Below are 22,314 nucleotides of genomic sequence, written 5' to 3'. Positions count from 1 at the left end.
GCTTTAGGGCATCACACGTGGGCCTCGTTGACACAGCGCAGCACCGGATAGGCGGTGAGCTCATCCGGATCCACGTCTCCGGACACGTGGAAGGTGGCCGTGTCGCCGGGGAGCAGGGTGACGAGCTGGTCGTCCACGGTGGCGTCGGGATCGAGCCGGTCGGGGAAGATCGCCAGCTCGCGGACGATGGTCCTGGCGGTGATCGAGACCCGCAGCCCCCCGTCGGCCGGCTCGGTGGTCGCCTCGAACTCGGCGGGCGGGAAATCGGTCGCGGGATCCTCGGTAAAGAAACGCAGCGCCCGCGCGTCACCCAGCACGGCGACCAGCAGTTCGCGGGCGGGGTCGGCAGCCGTCAGCGAACCGGGCAGCGGGACGGCCAGGGTGCCGCGCGCGGGCACGGTGACCGGGAGGTGCTCCTTGGCGAGCGTCTCCCCGGCGATCGTCTGCCGGACCACCGCGAGTTCCCCCGCCCACTCCTCGCCGGTGTCGTTGACCACGACGAGCACGTCCCCGTCCACCCCGTGCGCCGCCCCCACGGACGAGTCCTGAAATGTCAGCAATCGGTCGGCGAAGGCGCGGCGCATGCCGTACCAGAGGGGTTTGCGGCGGGCGTCGCCGTCGACGGCGGCCCAGGAGGTCACCGGCCAGCAGTCGTTGAGCTGCCAGACGATGGTGCCCATGCAGTACGGCGCCAGCGCCCGGAACCGCTCCACCCCGAACACCATCGCGCGCGCCTGGTTGAGCTGGGTGTAGTAGTGCCAGTCGTCGAAGTTCGACGGCTCCGGCAGATGCGAGCCCAGACCGCGGAGCAGTTTCCCGTTGCCGTCCACGGCCTTCTGGTGGTGCATGACCCCCTTGGACGTGGGCGCCAGCGGCTCGTCACTGACCGACCTGCGCAACGTGGCGTACGTCGGCGGCCCCTGGAACCCGAACTCCGCCACGAACCTCGGCTGGTAGGTCGCGTAGAACGTGTAGTCCTCTCGGTTCCACACCGTCCAGATATGCGTGGACCCATGCGCCGGATCATTGGGCGCCAACTCCGGCGACCCGGAATACGGGCTCCCCGGCCAGTACGGCCGCGTCGGATCCAGCTCCCGCACCACCCGGGGCAACAACTCGTAGTAGAACCCGGAACCCCAGCTACGCGCCTCCAGCTTCTCCTGCCAGCCCCAGTCCGCGTGGCCCTCGAGGTTCTCGTTGTTGCCGCACCACAACACCAGGCTCGGATGGTTGGCCAGCCGCGTCACCTGCTGCCGTGCCTCGGCTTCCACCTCGAACCGGAAGGGCCCTTCCTCCGGGTAGGCCGCGCAGGCGAACGGGAAGTCCTGCCACACCAGGATGCCGAGCGCGTCGGCCAGGGCGTAGAAGTCCTCGCTCTCGTACAGCCCGCCGCCCCACACGCGCAGCGTGTTCGCCCCGGTTTCGACCGCCTGCTGGAACCGCTGCGCCAGCCGCTCGCGGGTCACCCGGTTGGGAAAGCAGTCGTCGGGGATCCAGTTGAAGCCCTTCATGAAGACCGGCACGCCGTTGATGATGATCCGGAACGCGTCCGGTTCCAGTTCGACCGTGCGGAAGCCGATCTCCTTCGTCCACACGTCGTCGCCGAGTTGCACGGTCAGCGGGTAGAGCGGCTGCTCGCCGTACCCGCGCGGCCACCAGAGGTCGGGATCCTGGACGGTGAGCGAGACCACTGCCGTTCGTTCGCCGGGCGCGAGCCGTACCTGCTCGGACACGCCCGCGACGGACGCGGTCAGGGTGAGCGGGGCCTGGGTGGCGCGGTCGGCGGTGACGTGCACCTCGACCTGGCCGACGCCGTCGGCGACCGTGACCAGCGGGCGGACCTCGGCCAGCCGGGCGGTACTCCAGGTGTGCAGGTAGATCGGCCGCCAGATGCCGGAGGTGACCACCGTCGGGCCCCAGTCCCAGCCGAAGTTGCAGGCCATCTTCCGGATGAACTGGTACGGCTGGCCATAAGCCCCTGGCCGGTCTCCGAGCGCGGCCCGCTGCCGCTCCGCATACGCGTACGGCGCCTCGAAGAGGATCTTCAGCGTGTTCCGGCCCTCCACGAGCAGGTGCTTCGCCGGAAACCGATAGGAACGATGCTGGTTCGCGGTCTGCCCGATCTGCACCCCATTGAGGAGCACCGTGGCCACCGTGTCCAGGCCCTCGCAGACCAGATCGGCCCGCTCATCCTCGGTCCCGTCCCAGACGAACGCGGTCTCGTACGACCAGCCTGTCCGCCCGATCCAGGTCAGCCTGACTTCGTTGTCGTCCAGATAGGGATCGGCGATGATCCCCGCCGTCAACAGGTCGGTGTGCACGCATCCGGGCACCGTCGCCGGGAGTCCCGCCACGACCGGGCGCGACTGCCCGGTCGAGGAGACCGCCGTGACGGCCCAGCCTTCGTGCAACATCGTGATCACACGCCCTCCCACTTCCTGTGCAGTTGCGGCACCGAGGCGAGCAGCTTCCTGGTGTAGGCGTGCTCCGGCGTCTCGAATACCTTCTCCGTCGGGCCGTACTCGACGATCCTGCCCTGGTGCAGGACCACCGTTCGCTCGCTGATGTAGTTGCCGAGCGCGAGGTCGTGCGTGATGAACAGCACGCCGAGGCCGCGGGATTTCAGGTCGGCCAGCAGGTTGAGCACATCGATCCGGGTGGAGGCGTCGAGCATGCTGGTGATCTCGTCGGCCACCAGCAGGTCGATGTCCAGCAGCAGGGCCCGCGCGATCAGCAGCCGCTGCAGCTGGCCGCCGCTGAGCTGGTGCGGGAACTTGTTCAGCACCTGACCGGCCTCCAGCCGGACGTCGTTGAGCGCGGCGGCCACCTTGTCCTGCCAGATCCGGTCCGCCTCCTTGGGGAAGTAGACCTCTTTGATCATGCTGAACACCCGATCGGCCTTGAAGATCGGGTTGTACGAGCTGAACGGATCCTGGAACACGCCCTGGATCTTGCGGTAGTAGGCGCGTTTTTCCAGTTTGGTGACGTCGTCCCCGTCGAAGGTGATCGTGCCCTTCTGAGCGGACATCAGCCGGAGCACCATCTTGCCGATCGTGCTCTTGCCGCTGCCGCTCTCCCCGATCAGCGAGACGACCTCGCCCCGGGCGACCTCGAAGCTCACCTCGTCCACGGCCGTCATGGTCTTGCCGCCGAAGGCGCCGACTCTGAAGACTTTCGAGACTTCCTGGAGTTTCAGCATCATGCCTTCCAGCACGCGACGAAATGATCCTTCTCGACCTCGACGGCCGGGGGTTCCTCCCGGCATTTGTCGAAAGCGAGCGGGCAACGATCCTGGAACCGGCAGCCGACCGGCGGATTGAGCAGCGAGGGCGGATTGCCGGGAATGCCGGTCAGCTTCTTCTCCGCGTAGCGAACCCCGACCTCGGGCAGCGAGGAGATCAACAGCTGCGTGTACGGATGGCGGGCCCGATTCACGATCGTGTCCGCGGGGGCCTTCTCGGCGAGCTTGCCCGCGTACATCACCATGATCGTGTCGGCCAGCTGGTTGGTCAGCGAGATGTCATGGGTGATGAAGATCATGCTCTTCACGAAGCCCAGCTCGCGGAAGCCCTTCAGCGTGGTGACCACGGCCTTCTGGGTGGACACGTCCAGCGCCGAGGTGATCTCGTCGGCGATCAGCAGGGACGGGTTGAGCAGCGTGGAGATGACCATCACCATGCGCTGCTTCATCCCGCCGGACAGCTCCAGCGGATACTTGGTGAGCACGTCCCTGGAGAGTTCGACCAGGTCGAGCCGCCGATGCAGCTCGTCGGTGTCCACCGTGACGCCGCGCGAGTCGAGCAGCTCGCGGACCATCCGGCCGATCTTGCGGGTCGGGTTCATCGCGCTCATCGAGTACTGCGGGATGATCGACACCTCGGTGAACCGGAACGGGTTCATCTTGACCGTGTCCCCGATCGGCAGGTTCTCGCCGTCGAGTTCAACCTGGCCGCCGACGAGCTTCATCCGGCCGTCCATCCGGATCAGCGCCTTGCCGAGCGTGGTCTTGCCGCAGCCGGACTCCCCGGCCAGGCCGAGGATCTCGCCGTCCGCCACGTCGAAGCTGACCCCGTCGAGGGCCTTCACGTCGCCGCGAAGAGTCCGGTAATAGACCCTTAAATCCTGCACACTCAGGGTCATCTAGAGCTCCCTCAGCTTGGGGTTGAACACCTCGTCGAGGCCGACGTTCGCGACATAGAGGGCGCCCACGATGGCGGTGATCGCGGCACCCGGCGGGACGAACCACCACCACATGCCCAGATGGAGCGCGCTCCACTGGTTGGCGTGGTTGAGCATCACGCCGAGCGACACGCCGTCGGTCGGGCCCAGGCCGATGAAGTCGAGGGAGGACGCGATCAGGATGGAACTGCCGAACAGCAGGATGAACGTCATGAACAGGTAGGAGCTCATGTTCGGCGCGATCTCCCGCAGGATGATCTTGCCCGTGCGCACCCCGCTCAGCCGGGCCAGATCCACGAAGTCGCGGCTGCGCAGCGAGAACGTCTGCGCCCTGATCGCCCTGGCCACCCAGGGCCAGGAGGTGAGGCCGATGAACAGGGCCTGCATGCCGACGCTGCGGATGCCCAGGTAGGCGTTGATGATCAGCAGCACGGCCAGGGTGGGGATGACCAGGACCACGTTGGTGAGCATGTTGAGGATCTCGTCGACCAGGCCGCCCCGGTAACCGGCCACGAAACCGATCACCATGCCGATGAGCGCGGCCAGGCCGCCGGCGAGCAGCCCGACCACGAAGGCGTTGCGCACGCCGTGCACGAACTGGGCCAGCACATCCTGGCCGAAGGTGGTGGTGCCGAGCCAGTATTCGCCGTCCGGCGGCATCATGGGCTGGCCGACGTACTCCATCGGCGGGCGATCCACCAGGAACGGCCCGATGATGCCGATGAGGAGAAATATCGCGACAATGCCCGCGCCGAGCAGGAGCTTTCCGTTCCGTACGGCGAAGTAGAGGGCTTCCCGTCGCACGGTGACCGGGGGTGTGCCCGGATCCGGCGCGGTGATCGCGGTGATCGGATCGGTGGTGGTCATGTGGTCGCCCCTGTCATTCCCGCCCGGGTCCGCGGATCGACGATCACGTACACGACGTCGATCACGAAGTTGGCGATCAGCACGCCCAGGACGATGAACAGGAAGGTGCCCTGGAGGAGGAAGAAGTCCTGGTTCTGGATGGCCTTGAGGATCAGGCTGCCCAGCCCCGGATAGGAGAACACGATCTCGGTGACCAGCGCGCCGGCCACCAGCACGCCCAGCTGCAGGGCCAGGCCGGTGATCTGCGGCAGGACGGCGTTGCGGAAGGCGTACCGCCGGATGAGCCGGTGCGGCGCGCCGAGCGCGGCCAGGTAGTTGGAGTAGTCGGCCTCCAGCTCATAGATGATCATGTTCCGCATGCCGATCGCCCAGCCGCCCAGCGCCACCAGGAACAGCGACACGAACGGCAGCAGCCAGTGCTGGAACAGGCTCCCGACGAACTCCCACGACAGGTTCGGCTGCATCGCGAAGCTGTAACCCCCGGCCACCGGCAACACCTGGAAGACGACCCCGAACCCCCAGCAGAGCAGGATCGCGATCCACATGTACGGCATCGCGGTCAGCACATACCCCACCGGAAGCACCGTGTTGTCGAGGATCTTGCGCCGGGCCGCGAGCGCGCCCGCCCAGTTCCCGACGAACCAGCTGAGCAGGATCGACGGGATCAGCAACCCCAGCGAGTACGGCACCGCGTCCATGATCACGTCGGCCACCGGCAGCGGATACGCCCAGATGCTGATGCCGAAATTTCCGGCGAACAGCGCTCCCCAGAAGTTGAAGTACTGCGCCAGGATCGGCTGGTCGAAGCCGAAGAGATTGCTGTAGTACTGCTGCATCGCCGCCACGGCCTCCGGGTCGGAGATGCGCGCCCTGGCGACCATGCTCGCCACCGGGTCGCCCGGCATGAACCGCGGGATCATCCAGTTCACGGTGACCGCGACGAAGAACGTCAGTGCGTAGATAAGCAGTTTCCGGCCGAAATATTGTCGCAAACCATCCTCCGGGGGATGTGTCCCCCAGCCTGGCCAGGCGGGGGATGCGGGCGGGCCTTGGCTGGCCCGCCCGATCCACTAGGTCCCGACTACGCGCCGGCGGGCTGGAGCTCGGTCAGCGTGAGCACGCCGCCCAGTTCGAGCCAGTTACGCCACATGGTGGGCGGCGTCTTGGGCGTGCCCGCAGCGTCGGACGGCCAGTTCTTCCAGACCGAGTTGCTGACCTGCGACCAGAGGCCGTTGTACCAGAGCGGGATGACCGGCATGTCCTCCAGCTGGATCTTCTGCAGCTGGGAGGTGATGGCCTTCATGCCCTCGACGTCGTCGGTCTTGGTGGCGTCGAGCTGGCCGACCAGATCCCAGGCCTTCTCGTTCTCGTACCGGCCGAAGTTCACGGTGTTCTGGAGCTTCTGCACCGGCATGTTGAAGACGTAGTCGTAGTAGCGCTCCGGCGTGTTCGACAGCTGGCGCTCGTTGTTGATGAGCATGTCGAACTTGCCGGTGCTGCGCTGCTCGACCAGGGCGTTGTAGTCGGGGAACTCGGGGGTCAGGCTGATCCCGACGTCCTTAGCGCTGGTGGCGATGACCCGGATGGACTCCATCCAGTCGGTCCAGCCGGTCGGCACGATGATCTTCAGGTCGATCTTCGAGCCGTCCTTGTTGTTGATGAAGCCGTCACCGTCGGTGTCCTTGTAGCCGGCGTCGGCCAGCAGTTGCTTGGACTTGGCCGGGTCGTAGCTGAAGCCCATCGAGCCGGTCACGCTCTTGTCGACGTACTTGTCCCACTGGGGCAGCAGGCCGGTGGGGTCGGCGGGCTTGACCAGGTTGCCGTACACGTTCTCGACGATGCGCTTGGTGTCCACCGAGAAGGCCATGGCCTTGCGGAAGGCGGGGTCGTCCATCGGCTTCTTCTTGGTGTTCAGCACCAGCCAGGCGGTGTTGGCCGACAGCATGAACGGCGCGTCCGCGTAGTAGGTCGAGACGCCGAAGTTGCCCCTGACCAGGTTGGCCACGCCGGGCAGGAAGTTGTTGCTGAGGTCCAGGCCCTTCTGCAGCAGCAGACCCATCGCGACCTCGTTGCTGGAGTTCACGATGTCCACGATGTACTTGGGCTTGACGTCCTTGCCGAGGGCCTTGATCCCCCACCAGTCGTCACGCTTCACCCAGGCCTGCCGGTCCTGGTCGTGGCTGTGGTAGTTGTACGGCCCGGTGCCGACCGGGTTCTCGTTGGCGAAGTCCACGACCTCTTCCGGCTTGACCGACTCCCAGATGTGCTTGGGCACGATCGCGCGCTGGTAGACGTGGTTGGCCCACTGCTGGTAGCGGGCCTCCTTGAAGGTGAACTTCACCGTCTGCGGGTCGACGACCTCGGCCGAGTCCAGGAACGTCCAGATGTTGTGATAGGGAACGGTCTCGATCTTGCCGAGCTCGAAGGTGAACTTCACGTCGTCGGCGGTCAGCGGCTTGCCATCCGACCAGGTGATGCCGGAGCGGAGCTTCAGGGTGTATTCCTTGTCGCCCGTCCACTCACCGCTCTCGGCCAGCCAGGGCTGGAACTTGTCGGTGGTGGCGTCGTAGAGGAAGAGCGTCTCGTACAGCAGGCCCTTGGTTCCGGTGGCCGAGTCCCACTCGCGGAGCGGGTTCCAGTTGGCCGGCGGGCCCCACATCGTGCCGCTCGAGTAGAGCGTCTCGTTCCGGGGGAACGACTTGGAGTCGGCGGGGGCCGCCGCACTCGCCGCGGGGGCGGAACCTTGCGTCGATGGCGTCGTGTCTCCGCTCGAACAGGCGGCGGCAGCCAGGCCGACCACCACGAACGGGATCAGAAACCGAGTTCGGTTTCGCATCGTCTTGTCTCCTTCCTCCTCGCGGGTCAGACCGCGCGGAGGTCCGTACATCAGCAGGCCTAATCCCCGATGGATCGACCGTGAGAGGTGGTGCCTTCACCTCTCCTGGACCGTACGTGGGAGCGCTCCCACGTCAGCAAGCAGCACGCTCCCGGCCCCGAACAGCCGCCGCGTGTCGACTCCCTTCCCGTCGTACGGGTGGCTGAACCGGATAAGTACCGTGACCGTAAAATCTGCATGTCAGGGGTGTCAATAGGGGCGAGATGAGGTGTGATGGCACCGAGACATTTGAATCAGGGGGCGTAGTAGGGTGTGCCCTGTTCGAGCAGGGACTAGACCGGTTCAGTGAACGTCAAGGTGGGTGTGTGAGAAGACCGACCATCGCGGACATCGCGCGGCAGGCGGGTGTGTCGAAAGGCGCGGTGTCCTATGCGTTGAACGGACAGCCCGGTGTGTCGGAGAGCACCCGGGCCCGGATCCTGGCGATCGCCGACGAGATCGGCTGGCGGCCGAACAGCGCCGCACGCGCCCTCAACGGCGCCCGGGCCAACGCGATCGGGCTCGCGCTGTGCCGCCCCGCCCGGATCCTGGGCATGGAACCGTTCTTCATGGAGTTGATCAGCGGTCTCGAGGCGGAGCTGTCGGCGCGGTCCTGCGCGCTGATGCTGCAGGTGGTCCGGGATCACGACACCGAGATAGCGGTCTACCACCGCTGGTGGGGCGAGGGGCGGATCGACGGGGCGATCGTGGTCGACCTGCACATGGACGATCCGCGCGTCCCCGTGCTGGAGTCGCTCGGCATGCCGGCCGTGGTGGTCGGGGATCCGTCCGCGTCGGGGTCGCTGGTGTCGGTGTGGTCCGACGAGCGGAGCGCGGTGCGGGAGACGGTGCAGTATCTGGCCGCGCTCGGGCACCGGCGGATCGCGCGGGTGGCCGGGCTGCCCAAGCTCATGCACACCGCGATAAGGGATCGGGCGTTCAGCGAAGCCGGGGCCGGGCTCGAATCGTGCGTGACCGTGCACACCGACTACACCGGCGAGGAGGGCGCACGAGCCACCCGCCGCCTGCTCAGCGCACCACACCGGCCGACCGCCATCGTGTACGACAACGACATCATGGCGGTGGCCGGCCTGTCGGTAGCCCAGGAGCTGCGACTCACCGTGCCAACCGACCTGTCCATCGTGGCGTGGGACGACTCCCCACTGTCCCAGGTGGTACGCCCACCGCTGACAGCGCTGAGCCGCGACATCCCGGCGTATGGGGGACATGCCGCCCAACTGCTGCTGGCCTTGATCGACGGGACCGAGGTGGCGGCCTTGGAAGACCAAGCGGCGCGTCTCAACCCCAGAGGAAGCACCGGCCCGCCCGCCGCCTAAGAACACCTACAGAGTGCCGCAGCCGCTGTTGGCGCCGGTGCGGCGAGAACCGTCACCTGCGTTAACGGCGCCGGATAACGGCGAGCAAGCCGACGACCTGCTCGTGCCGTCAGACCCTCCAATTCACAACTTTTCCTGAATTTTCGGCGTCTAAGTGTGTGCTGGTATTGCGACCCGAATCTGACGTTCAGGATCGGTCGCTACACTGCCGATTCTCGCCGACCCCCCTTCAGGAGTGAGCACGTGAGTGCTGTCGACGTGCGCCCGGCGCCGAAATGGCGGGCGTGGGTATGGGCATTCGTGGCCGCGGCTACCGGCGTCCTGACCGGAGTGGTGACCTTCCTGGTCACCGGCGTCGTGACGCTCACGAGCAACGTGACCCGCCAGGTGGTCACCGAGGCGGACCTCGGCCCGCGCCCGGTGAAGATCGCCACCGAGGCGATGAACGTGCTGCTGGTGGGGTCGGACAAGAGGGACGGCGCCAACGCCCGCTACGGCAAGTTCGGCGGCGAGCGCACCGACACGATCATCCTCGCCCACGTCTCCCCCAAGCGGGACGGCGCGCTGCTGATCAGCTTCCCCCGCGACTCCCTGGTCAAGCTCCCCAACTGCCCGGCGCGCGCGGGCTTCCCCGGCCAGCGCGCGCACGTCGGCATGATCAACGAATCGTTCAACTCCGGCGGCATCGGCTGCACCTGGAAGACCATCGAGAACCTCACCGGCATCCGGATCGACCACTTCGTGAAGGTCGACTTCACCGGTTTCAAGGAGATGGTGAACGCGCTGGGCGGCGTACCCATCTGCGTGCCGGCACCCGGCATCGCCGACAAGAAGGCGCTGCTCACGCTGAGCGCCGGCCGGCACTTACTCACCGGCGAGCAGTCACTCGGCTACGTCCGGGCCCGCTACAGCCTGGGCGACGGCTCCGACATCGGGCGGATCCAGCGCCAGCAGATGTTCCTGGCCTCCATGGCCAAGAAGGCGATGAGCGGCGAGACCCTGACCGACCCGGCCCTGCTGTTCGACTTCCTCGACGCGGTCACCCGGTCGATCACCACCGATCCCGCGCTGTCGGTCGGCGTCATGAAGGATCTCGCCCTCAGCGCGAAGGGCATCACCGCCGGTCAGATCAAATTCGTGACCACACCCTGGCGTTACTCGCTGACCAGTCCCGGCCGGGTCGAATGGGTGCAGCCCCAGGCCGACCGCCTGTTCAAGATGGTCGCCTCCGACACGGTCGCCCGCGACCTCACCACCGGCGAGCAGAAGATCCCCAAGTCCCAGGTCCACGTCATCGTCCAGAACGCCTCCGGCCGCGCCAGCCTCGGCACGATCGCCGCCGCCAACCTGGAACAGCGCGGCTACCACATCGTCCGGGTCGAGCAGGCGCCCAAGTTCGCCGCGAAGACGGTGGTCAAATACACCCCCGTGGGCGTCGCCCGCGCGTCCCGCCTGTTCCGCGAGATCCAGCAAACAACAACATCCCGCATCGAATCCGGCACAACTCCGCGTGTGGTTCTGGTCCTCGGCGGCGACTGGCAGGGCCTCAAACCGCCGAAGACCCTGGACGACATCGACAGTTTCGACGCAACTCACGACACGTGCGGTTGATCATTCAAAGCAAAATGACGCTGCGCAACTAGCCTGTTACTAGCCCTGAGAGGTAGACATAGTGGGGCATAACGGACCGGGAGTGTGAATGGGCGGAAACAGGAGCCTCTGGCGTGCTTTGGGGCTGACTCTGGGTTCCGCCGTGCTCTGGGGTATCGCGCATCTGTGGGTCGGCCGTACGCGCACCGGCCTCGCCCTCGCCGCGATCTACACGCTCCTGCTCGCGACCGGCATCGCGGTCGCGACCAGCTTCCGCTCCACCGTGCTCGCCCTGCTGGTACGGCCCGGCTGGCTGACCGCCACCGTCGTGGCCACCCTGGTCACCGCCCTGGTCTGGGCGCTCGTGATCGTCTCGTCGTACCGGCTGGTCCGGCCACAACCGCTGCACGGCACCCGCCGCCTGTTCGCGGGCGGGCTGGTGGGCGGGCTCTGCCTGGTGGTGGCGGCTCCATTGGCGTACGCCAGCCGGGTCGCCTACGTCTCGCACGACCTGATGACCACCGTCTTCCCCGACCAGTCAGCCTTCCCGCCGGACCGGGGTGACCACGTCGACTACCTGGGCAGCAAGCAGCGGATCAACCTCCTGCTGGTCGGCGTCGACGCCGCCAAGAACCGCCCCGGCGCCCGCACCGACAGCATGACCATCGCCAGCGTCAACACCAAGACCGGCCAGACCGTGCTGTTCAGCCTGCCGCGCAACCTGCAGCGCGTCCCCATGCCCGCCGGCCCCGCCAGAACCGCCTTCCCGGACGGCTTCACCGGCGGCGGCGCCTCACCCGGCCTGCTCAACGAGGTCTATCAGTGGGCCGAGGACAATCCGTCCCTGGTTCCCGGCGTCCCCGACCGCCAGCGGGGCATCACCCTGCTGAAAGCCACCGTCGGCGGCATCCTCGGCCTTCCCATCGACTACTACGCGATGGTCGACATGAAGGGCTTCGCCCAGATCATCGACGCCATGGGCGGCGTCACCGTCACCGTCAAGCAGGACATCGTCTTCGGCGCCTACCGCGAGGGCCTCGTCAAAGCCGGCACCCGCCGCCTCACCGGCGATGAAGCCCTCTGGTTCGGCCGCTCCCGCACCGACAGCGACGACTACGTCCGCATGGGCCGCCAGAAGTGCCTCCTGCACGCGGTCGCCAAGCAGGCCGACCCCCTCACCGTCCTGCGCGGCTTCGAACGGATCGCCACCGTCACCAAACGCTACGTCTCCACCGACATCCCCCAGTCCCTCCTGCCCTCCCTGGTCACGCTCTCCGCCAAGCTCAAGCTCACCGAGATCCGAAGCCTCCAGTTCGTCCCCCCGCTGATCAGCACCGGCAACCCGGACTGGACCTTCATCCGCCAGAAGGTCAACGACACCGTCAACGCCCCCGCGCACCCTGAGATGCCCTCGAAGCGCACCCTCACCCTGGCGCCGCCCGCCGACACCGTCTCCCTCGACGCAACCTGCGGCTGACTCAACCGTTCTCGCGCCCGACTCCCGCCGCTCACGGCCCGATAACGGATCCCCACCAAACTTGACGGAAATCTGGGGATCGCTTTAAATACAGATAACCCGACTTATTTAGTAGGAATCAGGGAGAAGCGCATGGATGCTCGCAGGATTCGCGGAGTGGCGGCCGCGTTGGTCGCAGTGGCGGTTACCGCGCTCGCGGCCGCCTGCGGCGGGGGTGGGGACTCCGCTGGGACGACGGCCGGGAGTGGGGAGCCGGCGCCGGCGGCGACCGGGGAGGTGCGGCTGGGATTCTTCCCGAACATCACGCACTCCACCGCGCTGGTGGGGGTCGAGAAGGGGTTCTTCACCAAGGCGCTCGGCAGCGGCGTCACGCTGAAGACCAGCACGTTCAACGCGGGACCTGCCGCGATCGAGGCGGTCTTCTCGGGGGCCATCGACGCGACCTACATCGGGCCGAACCCGGCGATCAACGCCTGGGAGAAGTCCAAGGGCCAGGCCATCAAGATCGTCGCAGGCGCCGCTTCCGGCGGGGTCTACCTGGTGGTGAAGCCGGAGATCAACACGATCGAGGACCTCAAGGGCAAGAAGGTCGCCACCCCGCAGCTCGGCAACACCCAGGACGTGGCGCTGCGCTACTACCTGGACGAGAAGGGCATCAAGACCGACACCAAGGGCGGCGGCGAGGTCTCGATCGTGCCGCAGGAGAACTCGCTGACCCTGCAGACGTTCGCGACCGGGGACATCGACGCCGCGTGGGTGCCGGAGCCGTTCGCCAGCCGGCTGATCCAGGAGAGCGGCGGCAAGATCCTCATCGACGAGCGCGACCTGTGGCCGAACAAGCAGTTCGTCATCACCCACCTGATCGTCCGGCAGGAGTGGGCCAAGGAGCACCCTGACCTGCTCAAGAAGCTGATCGAAGGCCACGTCGAGTCCACCGCGTACATCAAGTCCGACCCCGCGGGCGCCGCGGCCGCCGTGAACAAGCAGCTGGAGTCCCTGACCGGCAAGCCGCTCAAGCCGGAAGTGCTGGACACCGCGTTCAAGAACATCGAGTTCACCAACGACCCCATCGCCTCCTCCCTGATCGGCAGCGCCGACCACGCCATCAAGGTCGGCCTGCTCCAGCCGGTGGACCTGAACGGGATCTACGACCTGACCGTGCTGAACCAGATCCTGGCCGCCAAGGGAGAGACGGCGGTGACCGACAAGTGACCGCTCCTACTCAGGAGCTCGGTTCCGGCCGGACGGATGGGCAGCGGCCCGCCGTCCGGCTGGACGCCGTCTCCAAGGTGTACGGCCGGGGCGCGAGCAGCCTGCTCGCCCTCGACAAGGTTTCGTTAGACGCGGCCCAGGGCGAGTTCGTCTGCCTGCTGGGCGCCTCCGGCTGCGGCAAGAGCACCCTGCTCAACCTGGTCGCCGGCCTGGACCGCCCGACCACCGGCACGATCGAGACCGGCGAGCGCAAGATCGCCATGATGTTCCAGGAACCGGCCCTGTTCCCGTGGCTGACCGTCTCGGGCAACATCGAACTGGCGCTGCGCGTGCAAGGCCTGGACCGTACGGCCAGGCGGGCCAGAGCCGCCGAACTCCTGGACGTGGTGCACCTGGGCGGCTTCGCCAAGAAACGCCCGCACGAGCTGTCGGGCGGCATGCGCCAGCGGGTCTCCCTGGCCCGCGCCCTCGCCCAGGAAGCCGACCTGCTCCTGATGGACGAGCCGTTCGGCGCCCTCGACGCGATGACCCGCGACCTGCTGCACGACGAACTCGAACGCATCTGGCGGGAACGCAACCTCGCCGTCCTGTTCGTCACCCACAACGTCCGCGAAGCCGTACGCCTCGGGGATCGGGTGGTGCTGCTGTCCAGCCGGCCCGGCCAGGTCATCGAGGACTATCCGGTACGGCTGCCGCGCCCGCGCCGTACCGAATCGGCGGAGGTGGCCGAGCTGGCGGGCCGGATCACCGAGCGGCTCAAGGAGGAGGTGAGCCGGCATGGCCGTTGACGCGCCCGACCGGCTGAACGAGCAGATCGCCGGTCTCGACGCGCTGGAGATCCAGGTCAAGCGCAAGCGGGGCATCCCGGCCCTGCTGTGGGGCCGGATCTGGCCGATGCTGCTCGCGGTCGGCATCGTGCTGGCCATCTGGGAAGGCGTGGTGCTGGCCGGTTTCTGGCCGGAATACGTCTTCGCCGGGCCATTCACCGCGCTGCAGGAGCTGGGCGCCCGGCTCGGCACGGCCGAGTTCTGGCACGCGATCGCCACCACGATGCGCCGCGGCATCACCGGGTTCGCGCTGGCCATCCTGGCCGGCGTGGTGGTCGGGGCCGCGGTGTCGCGGGTCCGGCTGCTCCGGGCCGCGTTCGGCTCGCTGATCACCGGGCTCCAGACGATGCCGTCCATCGCCTGGTTCCCGCTGGCCATCCTGCTGTTCGGCCTGAACGAGAGCGCGATCACGTTCGTGGTGGTGCTGGGCGCCGCGCCGTCCATCGCCAACGGGCTGATCACCGGAGTCGACTACACGCCGCCGATCCTGCTGCGCGCCGGGCACGTGCTCGGCCTGCGCCGGGTCGCGCTCTACCGGCACCTGATCCTGCCGGCCTCGCTGCCGTCGTTCCTGGCGGGGCTCAAGCAGGGCTGGGCGTTCGCCTGGCGGTCGCTGATGGCGGGCGAGATCCTGGTGATCATCGCCAACCAGCCGTCCCTGGGCGAGCAGCTGCACTACGCGCGGGAGTTGGCCGACTCGGCCCGCCTGCTGGCCACGATGATCGTCATTCTGGTCATCGGAGTGCTGGTGGACGTGCTGTTCGGGGTGGCGGACAGCGCCCTGCGCCAGCGGTGGGGCCTGGACCAGCGGATCGGATGACCGCTGGTGCGCCTGTCGGCACGCACCCAATACGCGCTGCGCGCGGCGGTCGAACTCGCGGCCGCTCCCGGCGGGCCGGTGCCCGCGGAACGGATCTCCGTCGCGCAGCGCATCCCCCGCCGGTTCCTCGACAACATCCTGCTGCAGCTGCGCCGGGCCGGGCTGATCCACAGCCAGCGCGGCCCCGACGGCGGCTACTGGCTGGCCCGCCCCGCCACCGAGATCAGCCTGGCCGACATCATCCTGGTCATCGAGGGTGTCGCCCAGGAGAACGAGCGTTTCCCCGGGGTCTCGGAACCGCTGGAGAAGGTCCTGGGCGCGCTGCGCGAACACCAGGACAGCCTGCTCTCCGAGATCACGCTCGCCCACGTGGCGGCTGGTTCGTTGCCCAACCTGTCACGCTGATATGACGGAGTGAGCAGTAGGTCCCGTACGCCCCTCTAGTTATGGAAGACTCCCCATCCAGTGGTATTTGCCGTGTGCAGAGGCAGGCGTGATGGGAACTCCGGGTCAGCTGATCGTCAAGCGATATCGGCTGGTACGGGCACTCGGCCAGGGCAGCACCGGCATCGTCTGGGAAGGCCACGACACGCTCCTCGATCGCCCCATCGCGATCCGGGAGGTGCTCCTGCCCGCCGGGCTCCGGGAGAGCCGGCGACTGGCCCTCACCCAGCGCGTCACCCGGGAGGCCCGCCACGCCGAACGCCTCCGGCACCCGAACGTGGCCGCCGTCTACGACGTCGCCGAGGACGAGGGCACGCCCTGGATCATCATGGAATTGGTACGGTCCCGGTCCCTGGACGGGATCGTGGCCAGCGACGGCCCGCTGAGCCCGGAACGCGCGGCGGTCATCACCCGGCAGATCCTGGCGGCGCTCACCGCCGCGCACGCCGCCGGGGTCAGGCACGGGGACGTGCGCCCGGCGAACATCCTGGTCGGGCATGACGGGCGGGTGCTGTTAGCCGACTTCGGGGTGAGCGTGCTCGCCGACGAGCCGGCCTTCACCGGCCGGACGGGGGAACGTTCCCCTGCGCATGGCGAGGCGGCGAGCGCGACCCGCGGCGTGAGCGCGTTTCTCGCGCCGGAGCGCACCGGCGGGGAGGGAGCGCGGGATTCCTCTGACTTATGGTCGCTGGGGGCGAGCCTGTATCTGGCCGTGACCGGACGGCCGCCCGCGGCCGTGTGGCCGAGCGCGAAACCTGGGCAGGCCATGGGCGGGCCGGATCTGTCCGCCGTGCCCGCGGAGCTGAAGCCGCTGCTCACCGGCCTGCTGGCGCGCGATCCCAAGCGGCGCCTGGCGCCGGATGTGGCCGATCGGATGCTGGCCGAGTTCGAGCCGCCCGCGCCGCCGCCGGAGGTCAAGCCACGGCGGAGCCGGGCGCGGATGATCGCGCTGGGGGCCGCGTCGGTGGTGCTCGCGGGTGCGGTGGGCGGGTGGGCGTTGATGCGCCCCGAGCCGGGTGTCACTGAGACGTTGAGCGCGTATTCCTCCAGTCCGCCGCCTGTGTCCGCGGTCTCCGCGTCGCCGACGCCCTCGGTCAGTCCGGTGGCCGCGCCGCGGCTGAAGCTGTCGTGGTATGAGGCGCCCGCCGGATGGCGGGCGGCCGTGCCGAAGAAGTGGCGGCTGGAGGAGACCGAGTATTCGCTGTGGTGGCTCGACCCCGACGGCCGAGCCCAGCTGAACGTGGAGGTCACCAACCAGAGCGGCACCGATCCGCTGGCGGCGCTGCACGAGGCCGAGGCCTTCCTCTATCCGAATGTGAAGAACTACGAGAAGCTGCGGCTGCGGTCGGTGACGTCGAAACACGGCACCTCCGCCGACTGGGAGTTCACCTGGCAGCAGCGAAAGACTTCGGCTGACACGCATCTGGTCAAGGGCGTCACCTACCACCAGTACCGGCGGGTCATCTCCACCGGTACCACCACCAGCGTGCTCACCTGGACCACAATGGCCGACGACTGGGAACGCCTGCGCCCAACCCTGGTCCGGGTCTTCCGTCTGTACGAACCGCCGAAGGACCCCACCTGACGCCGCGATGATCGCGGTGGTTTCGTCGCCGGCGTGGTCTCGGCTGTGGTTTTGTATGAACCGCCGAAGGACCCTGCCCGACTCCGCGTGATCGCGGTAGTTCGTGTCCTGGCGTGGTCTCGGCTGTGGTTACTGCGCTTGTACGAACCGCCGAAGAGCCCTGCCTGACTCCGCGTGATCGCGGTAGTTCGTGTCCTGGCGTGGTCTCGGCTGTCGTTGCTGCGATCGGTTCATCCGCCGAAGGACCCTGCCTGACGGCCGCGTGATCGCGGTGGTTTCGTCTCCAGCGTGGTCTCGGCTGTGGTTGCTGCGATCGGTTCGATCCGCCGATGGAGCTCGACTGACGCCGCGGTGATCGCGGGATTTCCTGTCATGTCGTGGTCTCGGCTGTGGCTTCTGTCATCGGATCGATCGCGGGTTTCTGCGGTTAGAGGTCTGTTCTGGTGGGCGGGCCGCGGGCTCCGGGAACCGTGAAGGCCGCCATGTGGGTGTCGGTGTGGGTGAAGGCCGCGTGGCGTGCCGTCCGGGGGAGGTCCGCCCGGCTGGCCGTGGTCGAACTGTGGACGGCGCTGGTTTGGCCGGGGTTGCGAACGTGTGCGTACCAGGTGTGAAGTTTGTTGAGGTCGGTCAGTTTGACGCCCATGAAGGCTGGATTTGGGCCACTGTGGTCGGGTGCTCGGCTGATCGTGGCGTTGCTCCATAGCGACGATCGCACGTCCACCCAGAGGGGGCGGTGCGGTGTCATGACCACGACACCGCGGGCCCCTCGGGAGGCGTCCATGTAGTGGGCAGGCCGTTGCTGCGCATACGCGTCGGAAGCCGCCATGAAAGGCAGCACGAAAGCCGCGCAGAAGGTCAGTGACATGACCACGGCCGCCACCATGGTCCGTCTGACCGCTGAGGCGGTGCGCCGACACCGCCCAGCCAATGCCACAACTGACATAGACAATCCCCTATCAACAAACACGCATTCAATTACGGGGGGATTGAAGCTCTCAAGGGCTTTGATGCCCTGGGTTATTGCTGTTAAACACGTGACTGGTGTGACTCAGGTAAAGAACTTCGTTAGTGGCGGCGCACGGCACCTAAATGGGACTACCCGCCCGAAAGTGAATCCCTCAAAAAGCCGCATGACCGCTCGGAAGGATGAAACTTCCCGGAGTGGATTGCGGGAGACCGGTCGTGGGTGTTCCAGAATCTGGATGTTCTGCGAGGTACTCGCCAGCACCGGTTGTGCCGGTAGTGGCGGTTCCTCACGTACCGTCCAGAAGGTCGTTGTTGATTGCGGTGAATTCGGGAGAAGGGCCGGACGCCGGACCGAGATTGCGGAATCGGACATAGCCTGACCAGCTACGTCTTCGATGGATTCCGCGCGCTTCGGGAAAACGTTGCGCACTAGTTCGACGAGCGTGAGCACGAAGGTCGTCAGCAAAGCGAGGAGGCGCTTAACCCCCCAACCCGCCTGAACTTCCCAGAATCGGTACACACTTCCCCCTTAACGACGTTCACCGCCTGTCGCCAATTCGGGGGTGAAGACCTTCGGCCTCAATTGGCTGACGCATTGCGACAGCGCCAGATCTACCCCGCACCCCACACTCAAAACATCGAAAAATAAACGTCCACTTCTATCCCCAATGAAGCCTTTGAAGACCGTCCGCCCCAGCGTTTTCGTTGATTTCCGACTGCGAAGGTAATTACCGGGATATCAGGCTCGAAGAGATGGTCCCCGAGGCTCCGCAGGGGTTCAAGCGTTACGCGAGTCCTCCCACCCCCCAGCCCTCTGCCTCCCCTCAGGCTCCGCCCACCCCGACCACCACCATGGGTCCCCACACGACAACACAGCACCGCGGTTCTCCCACGCAATCCTTCGTTCCCCTCGGGCTCCGCCCGTCGCCGTGCCCGGGTCGTTCTCCCACCCACCCTCCCCCTTACTTGCTCCCGGGCTCCGCCCAGGGCCCCGCCCGGCCACGGCCGCTCCCCGTGGCCTCGCCCGGAACCGCACTATCCGCCGGACCGGTGGTTCCCCCAACGAGCCCTTTGATCTCGGGCACCGCCCCCCGCCATCCCCGTGGTCGCTCGAACGAAGCAAACCGAGGACCTGTTCTTCGCGGGTTGAGGGTCTGCGGGTTGGTGTCCTGCTCCTGATCGGGTGTGGCGGATGACTCTTCGGATGCCGGTGGGTAGGTAGATCTTTTCACGAGGCGCGTGACCTGCGGTTTTACCGCGGATCAAGGCCAGGTTTTGTCGTAGCCGCTGGATAGCGTGAGGGTGGTTGTTCGGATCCGCCGAAGCGAAAGGGGGGCGCCTTCATGCTCGGTTCTCCGATCGAGGTGCGGGATCCCTCCCGCGCGAAGGGCGTCCGCGGACGCGAACTGCCCGCGTTCCTGAAGGGCACCGTGCTGGACCCTGACTACGTCCCGCCCCAGCGTCCCGCCGGCGACACCCACGACGACGCGCACAGCGACCCACACGGCGACCCATACGGCGACACAGGGCAGCAGAACACGCCGCAGCAGAACACACGGCAGCAGTTCCTCCACGGCCGCTCCCCCGACTCTGGTCCTTCCCCCGAGCCTGGCCGCTCGGCCGACGCCGGTCGTTCCCCCGACCCTGGTCGCTCCACCGACTCTGGCTGCTCGGCCGGCGCCGGTCGCTCCGCCGATGCTGGCCGCTCGGCCGACGCTGGCCGCTCGGCGTGGCCGGAGGCCTGGGGCGAGTCGGTGGGTTCGGGGGTGCTGGTGGCCGCGTTCAAGCAGCTCGCCTCCCGGATTGCGGTGACCGACCTGCCCGAGGATGCCGGGTTGTGCGTGGGCGAGACCGAAGACCTGCTGTTCTCCCAGGACCGGCTGAGCTCGGCGATCGCCGCCCGGGTGGGACGAGTCCACGCCACCGGTGAGGCCAAAAGCGCCGGAAGCGGCGGGCACGCCTCCACCAGCACCTGGCTGCGCGCCTCGGCGGGCATGAGCGGCGGAGGCGCGTCCCGTCTGATCCGGCTGGCCACCCAGCTGGCCCGCCTGCCCGTCGTCCGGGACCGGCTGGCCTCCGGCACCCTCGCCGAGGGATCGGCGGATGCGATCAGCCAGGTCACCACCCACCTGACCGACGCCCAAGCAGCGCTGGCCGAGCCGATCCTGCTGGACTTGGCCGACACCGCCACCCCGGCCGAGATCGGCAAGGCCGGGCGATACCTGCGTGAGCTGCTGGACCCGGGCACCCTGGACGATGACGCCGAAACCGACTACGCCACCCGGTTCCTGCTGGTCCGCCCGTCCAGCACCGGCGGCGTGGAAGGGGAGTTCCGGCTGCCCCGGGAGGCCGGCGCCCGCCTGCGCGAGTTCCTGGCCGCCTACGCCCGGCCGAAAGGCAAAGACGACGACCGCCCACTCCGGGTCCGCCAAGCCGACGCCCTGTCAGCGCTGCTGAGCAAAAAGGTCACCACCGAACTGCTGGTCCTGGTCCGCGCCGAATCCCTCCCCACCGACCACCCCACCACCGACCACCCCACACGTGACGCCGACTCCACCCATGCGGCCTCCACCGTGGCGTCCGGCACGCCCGCCACGCCGACCACACCTGCCACGGGGGCGCCGCCCTCGCCGAGCACAGCCGGACGCGCCGACACCGCCGACCCCGACACCGCCGCGGCCGACACCGCCAACCCCGATACAGCTGCAGCTGGCACCGCCGACACCGCCGCGGCCGACACCGCCAACGCCGACACCACAGGCTCCAGCGATACCCGGCCCGGGACACCTCATGCCGGTGACGGCTCGACCTGCCGCGCGGGCGGTCCCCGCCACCCTGGAGGCACGGCTTCAGCCGGAGCGGGTGCCGACAGCATGGACACGGGTTCAGCCGGAGCGGGTACCGACAGCACGGACACGAACTCAGCCGGAGCGGGTACCGACAGCACGAGCACCGGTTCAGCCGGAGCGGGTCCCAGCAGCACGAGCACCGGTTCAGCCGGAGCGGGTCCCAGCAGCACGGACACCGGTTCAGCCGGAGCGGGCACCGACAGCACGGACACCGGTTCAGCCGGAGCGGGCACCGACAGCACGGACACCGGTTCAGCCGGAGCGGGCACCGACAGCATGGACAAGGGTTCAGCCGGAGCGGGTGCGGGCAGCACGAGCATCGGTTCAGCCGGGGCGGGTGCCGGGAGCGCGGGCACGGGTGAGAGGCCGGTGAGCGATGCATGCAGAACCTGTGGGCACGCGCCGGACCGGCTCGCACCCGGACTGCTGATCGCCACCGGGCAGCTGCTGCCCATCTCCGACGTCCACCGGCTCGCCCGGACCTCACGACTGGTCCGCATGGTCGTCAACGCCCACGGACGCGTCCTGGACATGGGCCGCGCCGTTCGCCTGGCCACCCCCGCCCAGCGGCGGGCCGTCCTGGCCCGCTACACCACCTGCTACCGCGAAGGCTGCCCCATCCCCGCCGACATGGCCGAAATCGACCACGTCAAGGGCTGGGCCGAGGGCGGCACCACCGACCTGGACCTTCTCGCCCCCGCCTGCACCTGGCACAACCGCGACAAAGCAACCCACCCCGACCGCTACCGCACCCGCCGCAACCACGACGGCACCTGGACCCTCCTCTACCTCGGCAAAAGCCGCTTCGCTGGACGATTCCGGCGCTGAACCGGACCGGCACGAGCACGCCACCCACCCAGGGCCGGGAACCACCCAGGCCGGGAACCGTCCGTGCCGACTGCGTGCCGACTTTGTGTGCCGACTCTCGTTTGGTCGGCGCCGACTTCGTCGGGTCCTTCGGCTTTGACAGCGCGGATGACCGCGTGCCGATCTGCGGGAGATCGCAGCACTAGATCGGAAGGTCGCGTCGGGCTTTGGCCATGAGGATCCGCGACGCGCGCCATCGCAACACGCGGGTGCACACTCCTCCCCGCTCCCGATAGCTGCCCCTCCGGGACTGTCAGGCGGGTTCAGCCAAGGGCGGCGCCAGCGGGAATGACGGCGCCAGCGGGAATGAGGATGCCAGCGGCGGTCCGGGCTCGCGGGGGCGTGTCGGGTAGTTGCTGAGGTGAGGCTGCCTCCCAGGTCCTGTGGTCCCTCTGGTCATGCCTCAAGTCCGGGGTTGA

The 22,314-nt window shown here is 67.7% G+C and carries 16 protein-coding genes; 9 read left to right on the top strand and 7 right to left on the bottom strand.

Annotated features, from left to right (window positions below; translation table 11 throughout):
• Positions 1-11 precede the first annotated feature (11 nt).
• The 6 genes from Amac_RS28500 to Amac_RS28475 all read right to left on the bottom strand — a co-directional run bounded on the left by Amac_RS28500 (position 12) and on the right by Amac_RS28475 (position 7,882).
• Positions 12-2,414 carry a glycoside hydrolase family 2 protein gene (locus tag Amac_RS28500; RefSeq protein WP_155357669.1) on the bottom strand — a complete coding sequence of 801 codons (2,403 nt, stop codon included), beginning with the start codon at positions 2,412-2,414 and terminating at the stop codon, positions 12-14.
• A gap of 5 nt (positions 2,415-2,419) precedes the next feature.
• Positions 2,420-3,199 (bottom strand): ABC transporter ATP-binding protein, encoded by a 780-nt coding sequence (locus Amac_RS28495; RefSeq protein ID WP_155357668.1) that lies wholly within the window; start codon positions 3,197-3,199, stop codon positions 2,420-2,422.
• The gene (locus Amac_RS28490) at positions 3,199-4,140 is read right to left on the bottom strand and encodes an ABC transporter ATP-binding protein (RefSeq protein ID WP_155357490.1); all 942 of its coding nucleotides are present in this window, start codon (positions 4,138-4,140) and stop codon (positions 3,199-3,201) included. The genes Amac_RS28495 and Amac_RS28490 overlap by 1 nt, the downstream gene beginning before the upstream one ends.
• Positions 4,141-5,046, bottom strand: a complete 906-nt coding sequence (locus Amac_RS28485; RefSeq protein ID WP_155357489.1) for an ABC transporter permease — start codon at positions 5,044-5,046, stop codon at positions 4,141-4,143.
• Entirely contained in the window at positions 5,043-6,038 is a 996-nt protein-coding gene (locus Amac_RS28480; RefSeq protein ID WP_155357488.1) for an ABC transporter permease, read from the bottom strand. The genes Amac_RS28485 and Amac_RS28480 overlap by 4 nt, the downstream gene beginning before the upstream one ends.
• 89 nt (positions 6,039-6,127) lie before the next feature.
• On the bottom strand, positions 6,128-7,882 hold the full coding sequence (locus Amac_RS28475) for an ABC transporter substrate-binding protein (protein WP_155357487.1): 1,755 nt from the start codon (positions 7,880-7,882) through the stop codon (positions 6,128-6,130).
• A gap of 365 nt (positions 7,883-8,247) precedes the next feature.
• Between Amac_RS28475 and Amac_RS28470 the strand changes: the two genes are divergently transcribed.
• The 8 genes from Amac_RS28470 (at position 8,248) to Amac_RS28435 (ending at position 17,213) form a co-directional block, all read left to right on the top strand.
• On the top strand, positions 8,248-9,258 hold the full coding sequence (locus tag Amac_RS28470; RefSeq protein WP_155357486.1) for a LacI family DNA-binding transcriptional regulator: 1,011 nt from the start codon (positions 8,248-8,250) through the stop codon (positions 9,256-9,258).
• Positions 9,259-9,501: 243 nt separating this feature from the next.
• Positions 9,502-10,869 carry an LCP family protein gene (locus tag Amac_RS28465; RefSeq protein ID WP_155357485.1) on the top strand — a complete coding sequence of 456 codons (1,368 nt, stop codon included), beginning with the start codon at positions 9,502-9,504 and terminating at the stop codon, positions 10,867-10,869.
• A gap of 88 nt (positions 10,870-10,957) precedes the next feature.
• A complete protein-coding gene (locus Amac_RS28460; RefSeq protein ID WP_155357484.1) occupies positions 10,958-12,325 on the top strand; it encodes an LCP family protein in 1,368 nt (455 codons plus the stop codon).
• Between the two features lie 132 nt (positions 12,326-12,457).
• The gene (locus tag Amac_RS28455) at positions 12,458-13,537 is read left to right on the top strand and encodes an ABC transporter substrate-binding protein (protein ID WP_155344906.1); all 1,080 of its coding nucleotides are present in this window, start codon (positions 12,458-12,460) and stop codon (positions 13,535-13,537) included.
• Positions 13,534-14,325: an ABC transporter ATP-binding protein gene (locus Amac_RS28450; protein WP_155357483.1), complete on the top strand. Its 792-nt coding sequence runs from the start codon at positions 13,534-13,536 to the stop codon at positions 14,323-14,325. Before Amac_RS28455 ends, Amac_RS28450 begins: the two co-directional genes overlap by 4 nt.
• Positions 14,315-15,184, top strand: coding sequence for an ABC transporter permease (locus tag Amac_RS28445; protein ID WP_155357482.1), 870 nt, complete (start codon positions 14,315-14,317; stop codon positions 15,182-15,184). Before Amac_RS28450 ends, Amac_RS28445 begins: the two co-directional genes overlap by 11 nt.
• 6 nt (positions 15,185-15,190) lie before the next feature.
• The gene (locus Amac_RS28440; RefSeq protein WP_155357481.1) at positions 15,191-15,589 is read left to right on the top strand and encodes an RrF2 family transcriptional regulator; all 399 of its coding nucleotides are present in this window, start codon (positions 15,191-15,193) and stop codon (positions 15,587-15,589) included.
• Between the two features lie 91 nt (positions 15,590-15,680).
• Positions 15,681-17,213, top strand: coding sequence for a serine/threonine-protein kinase (locus tag Amac_RS28435; protein ID WP_155357480.1), 1,533 nt, complete (start codon positions 15,681-15,683; stop codon positions 17,211-17,213).
• A 427-nt stretch (positions 17,214-17,640) separates the two neighbouring features.
• Here Amac_RS28435 and Amac_RS28430 read toward each other — a convergent pair whose 3' ends face one another.
• Positions 17,641-18,084, bottom strand: a complete 444-nt coding sequence (locus Amac_RS28430) for a hypothetical protein (RefSeq protein ID WP_155357479.1) — start codon at positions 18,082-18,084, stop codon at positions 17,641-17,643.
• Positions 18,085-19,522: 1,438 nt separating this feature from the next.
• On the opposite strand from Amac_RS28430, the gene Amac_RS28425 reads away from it, so the two are divergent.
• Positions 19,523-21,856 carry an HNH endonuclease signature motif containing protein gene (locus Amac_RS28425; protein ID WP_155357478.1) on the top strand — a complete coding sequence of 778 codons (2,334 nt, stop codon included), beginning with the start codon at positions 19,523-19,525 and terminating at the stop codon, positions 21,854-21,856.
• Positions 21,857-22,314 lie beyond the last annotated feature (458 nt).

Source organism: Acrocarpospora macrocephala, assembly GCF_009687865.1.
Classification (GTDB): Bacteria; Actinomycetota; Actinomycetes; order Streptosporangiales; family Streptosporangiaceae; genus Acrocarpospora; species Acrocarpospora macrocephala.
This window is presented reverse-complemented; position numbering and strand designations above follow the sequence as displayed.

Bases quoted from the DNA above. Each gene is read 5' to 3' on its own strand.
- Amac_RS28500 (WP_155357669.1), bottom strand. From the start codon at position 2,414: ATGTTGCACGAAGGCTGGGCCGTCACGGCGGTCTCCTCGACCGGGCAG.
- Amac_RS28495 (WP_155357668.1), bottom strand. From the start codon at position 3,199: ATGCTGAAACTCCAGGAAGTCTCGAAAGTCTTCAGAGTCGGCGCCTTC.
- Amac_RS28490 (WP_155357490.1), bottom strand. From the start codon at position 4,140: ATGACCCTGAGTGTGCAGGATTTAAGGGTCTATTACCGGACTCTTCGC.
- Amac_RS28485 (WP_155357489.1), bottom strand. From the start codon at position 5,046: ATGACCACCACCGATCCGATCACCGCGATCACCGCGCCGGATCCGGGC.
- Amac_RS28475 (WP_155357487.1), bottom strand. From the start codon at position 7,882: ATGCGAAACCGAACTCGGTTTCTGATCCCGTTCGTGGTGGTCGGCCTG.
- Amac_RS28460 (WP_155357484.1), top strand. From the start codon at position 10,958: ATGGGCGGAAACAGGAGCCTCTGGCGTGCTTTGGGGCTGACTCTGGGT.
- Amac_RS28455 (WP_155344906.1), top strand. From the start codon at position 12,458: ATGGATGCTCGCAGGATTCGCGGAGTGGCGGCCGCGTTGGTCGCAGTG.
- Amac_RS28445 (WP_155357482.1), top strand. From the start codon at position 14,315: ATGGCCGTTGACGCGCCCGACCGGCTGAACGAGCAGATCGCCGGTCTC.
- Amac_RS28435 (WP_155357480.1), top strand. From the start codon at position 15,681: ATGGGAACTCCGGGTCAGCTGATCGTCAAGCGATATCGGCTGGTACGG.
- Amac_RS28425 (WP_155357478.1), top strand. From the start codon at position 19,523: ATGCTCGGTTCTCCGATCGAGGTGCGGGATCCCTCCCGCGCGAAGGGC.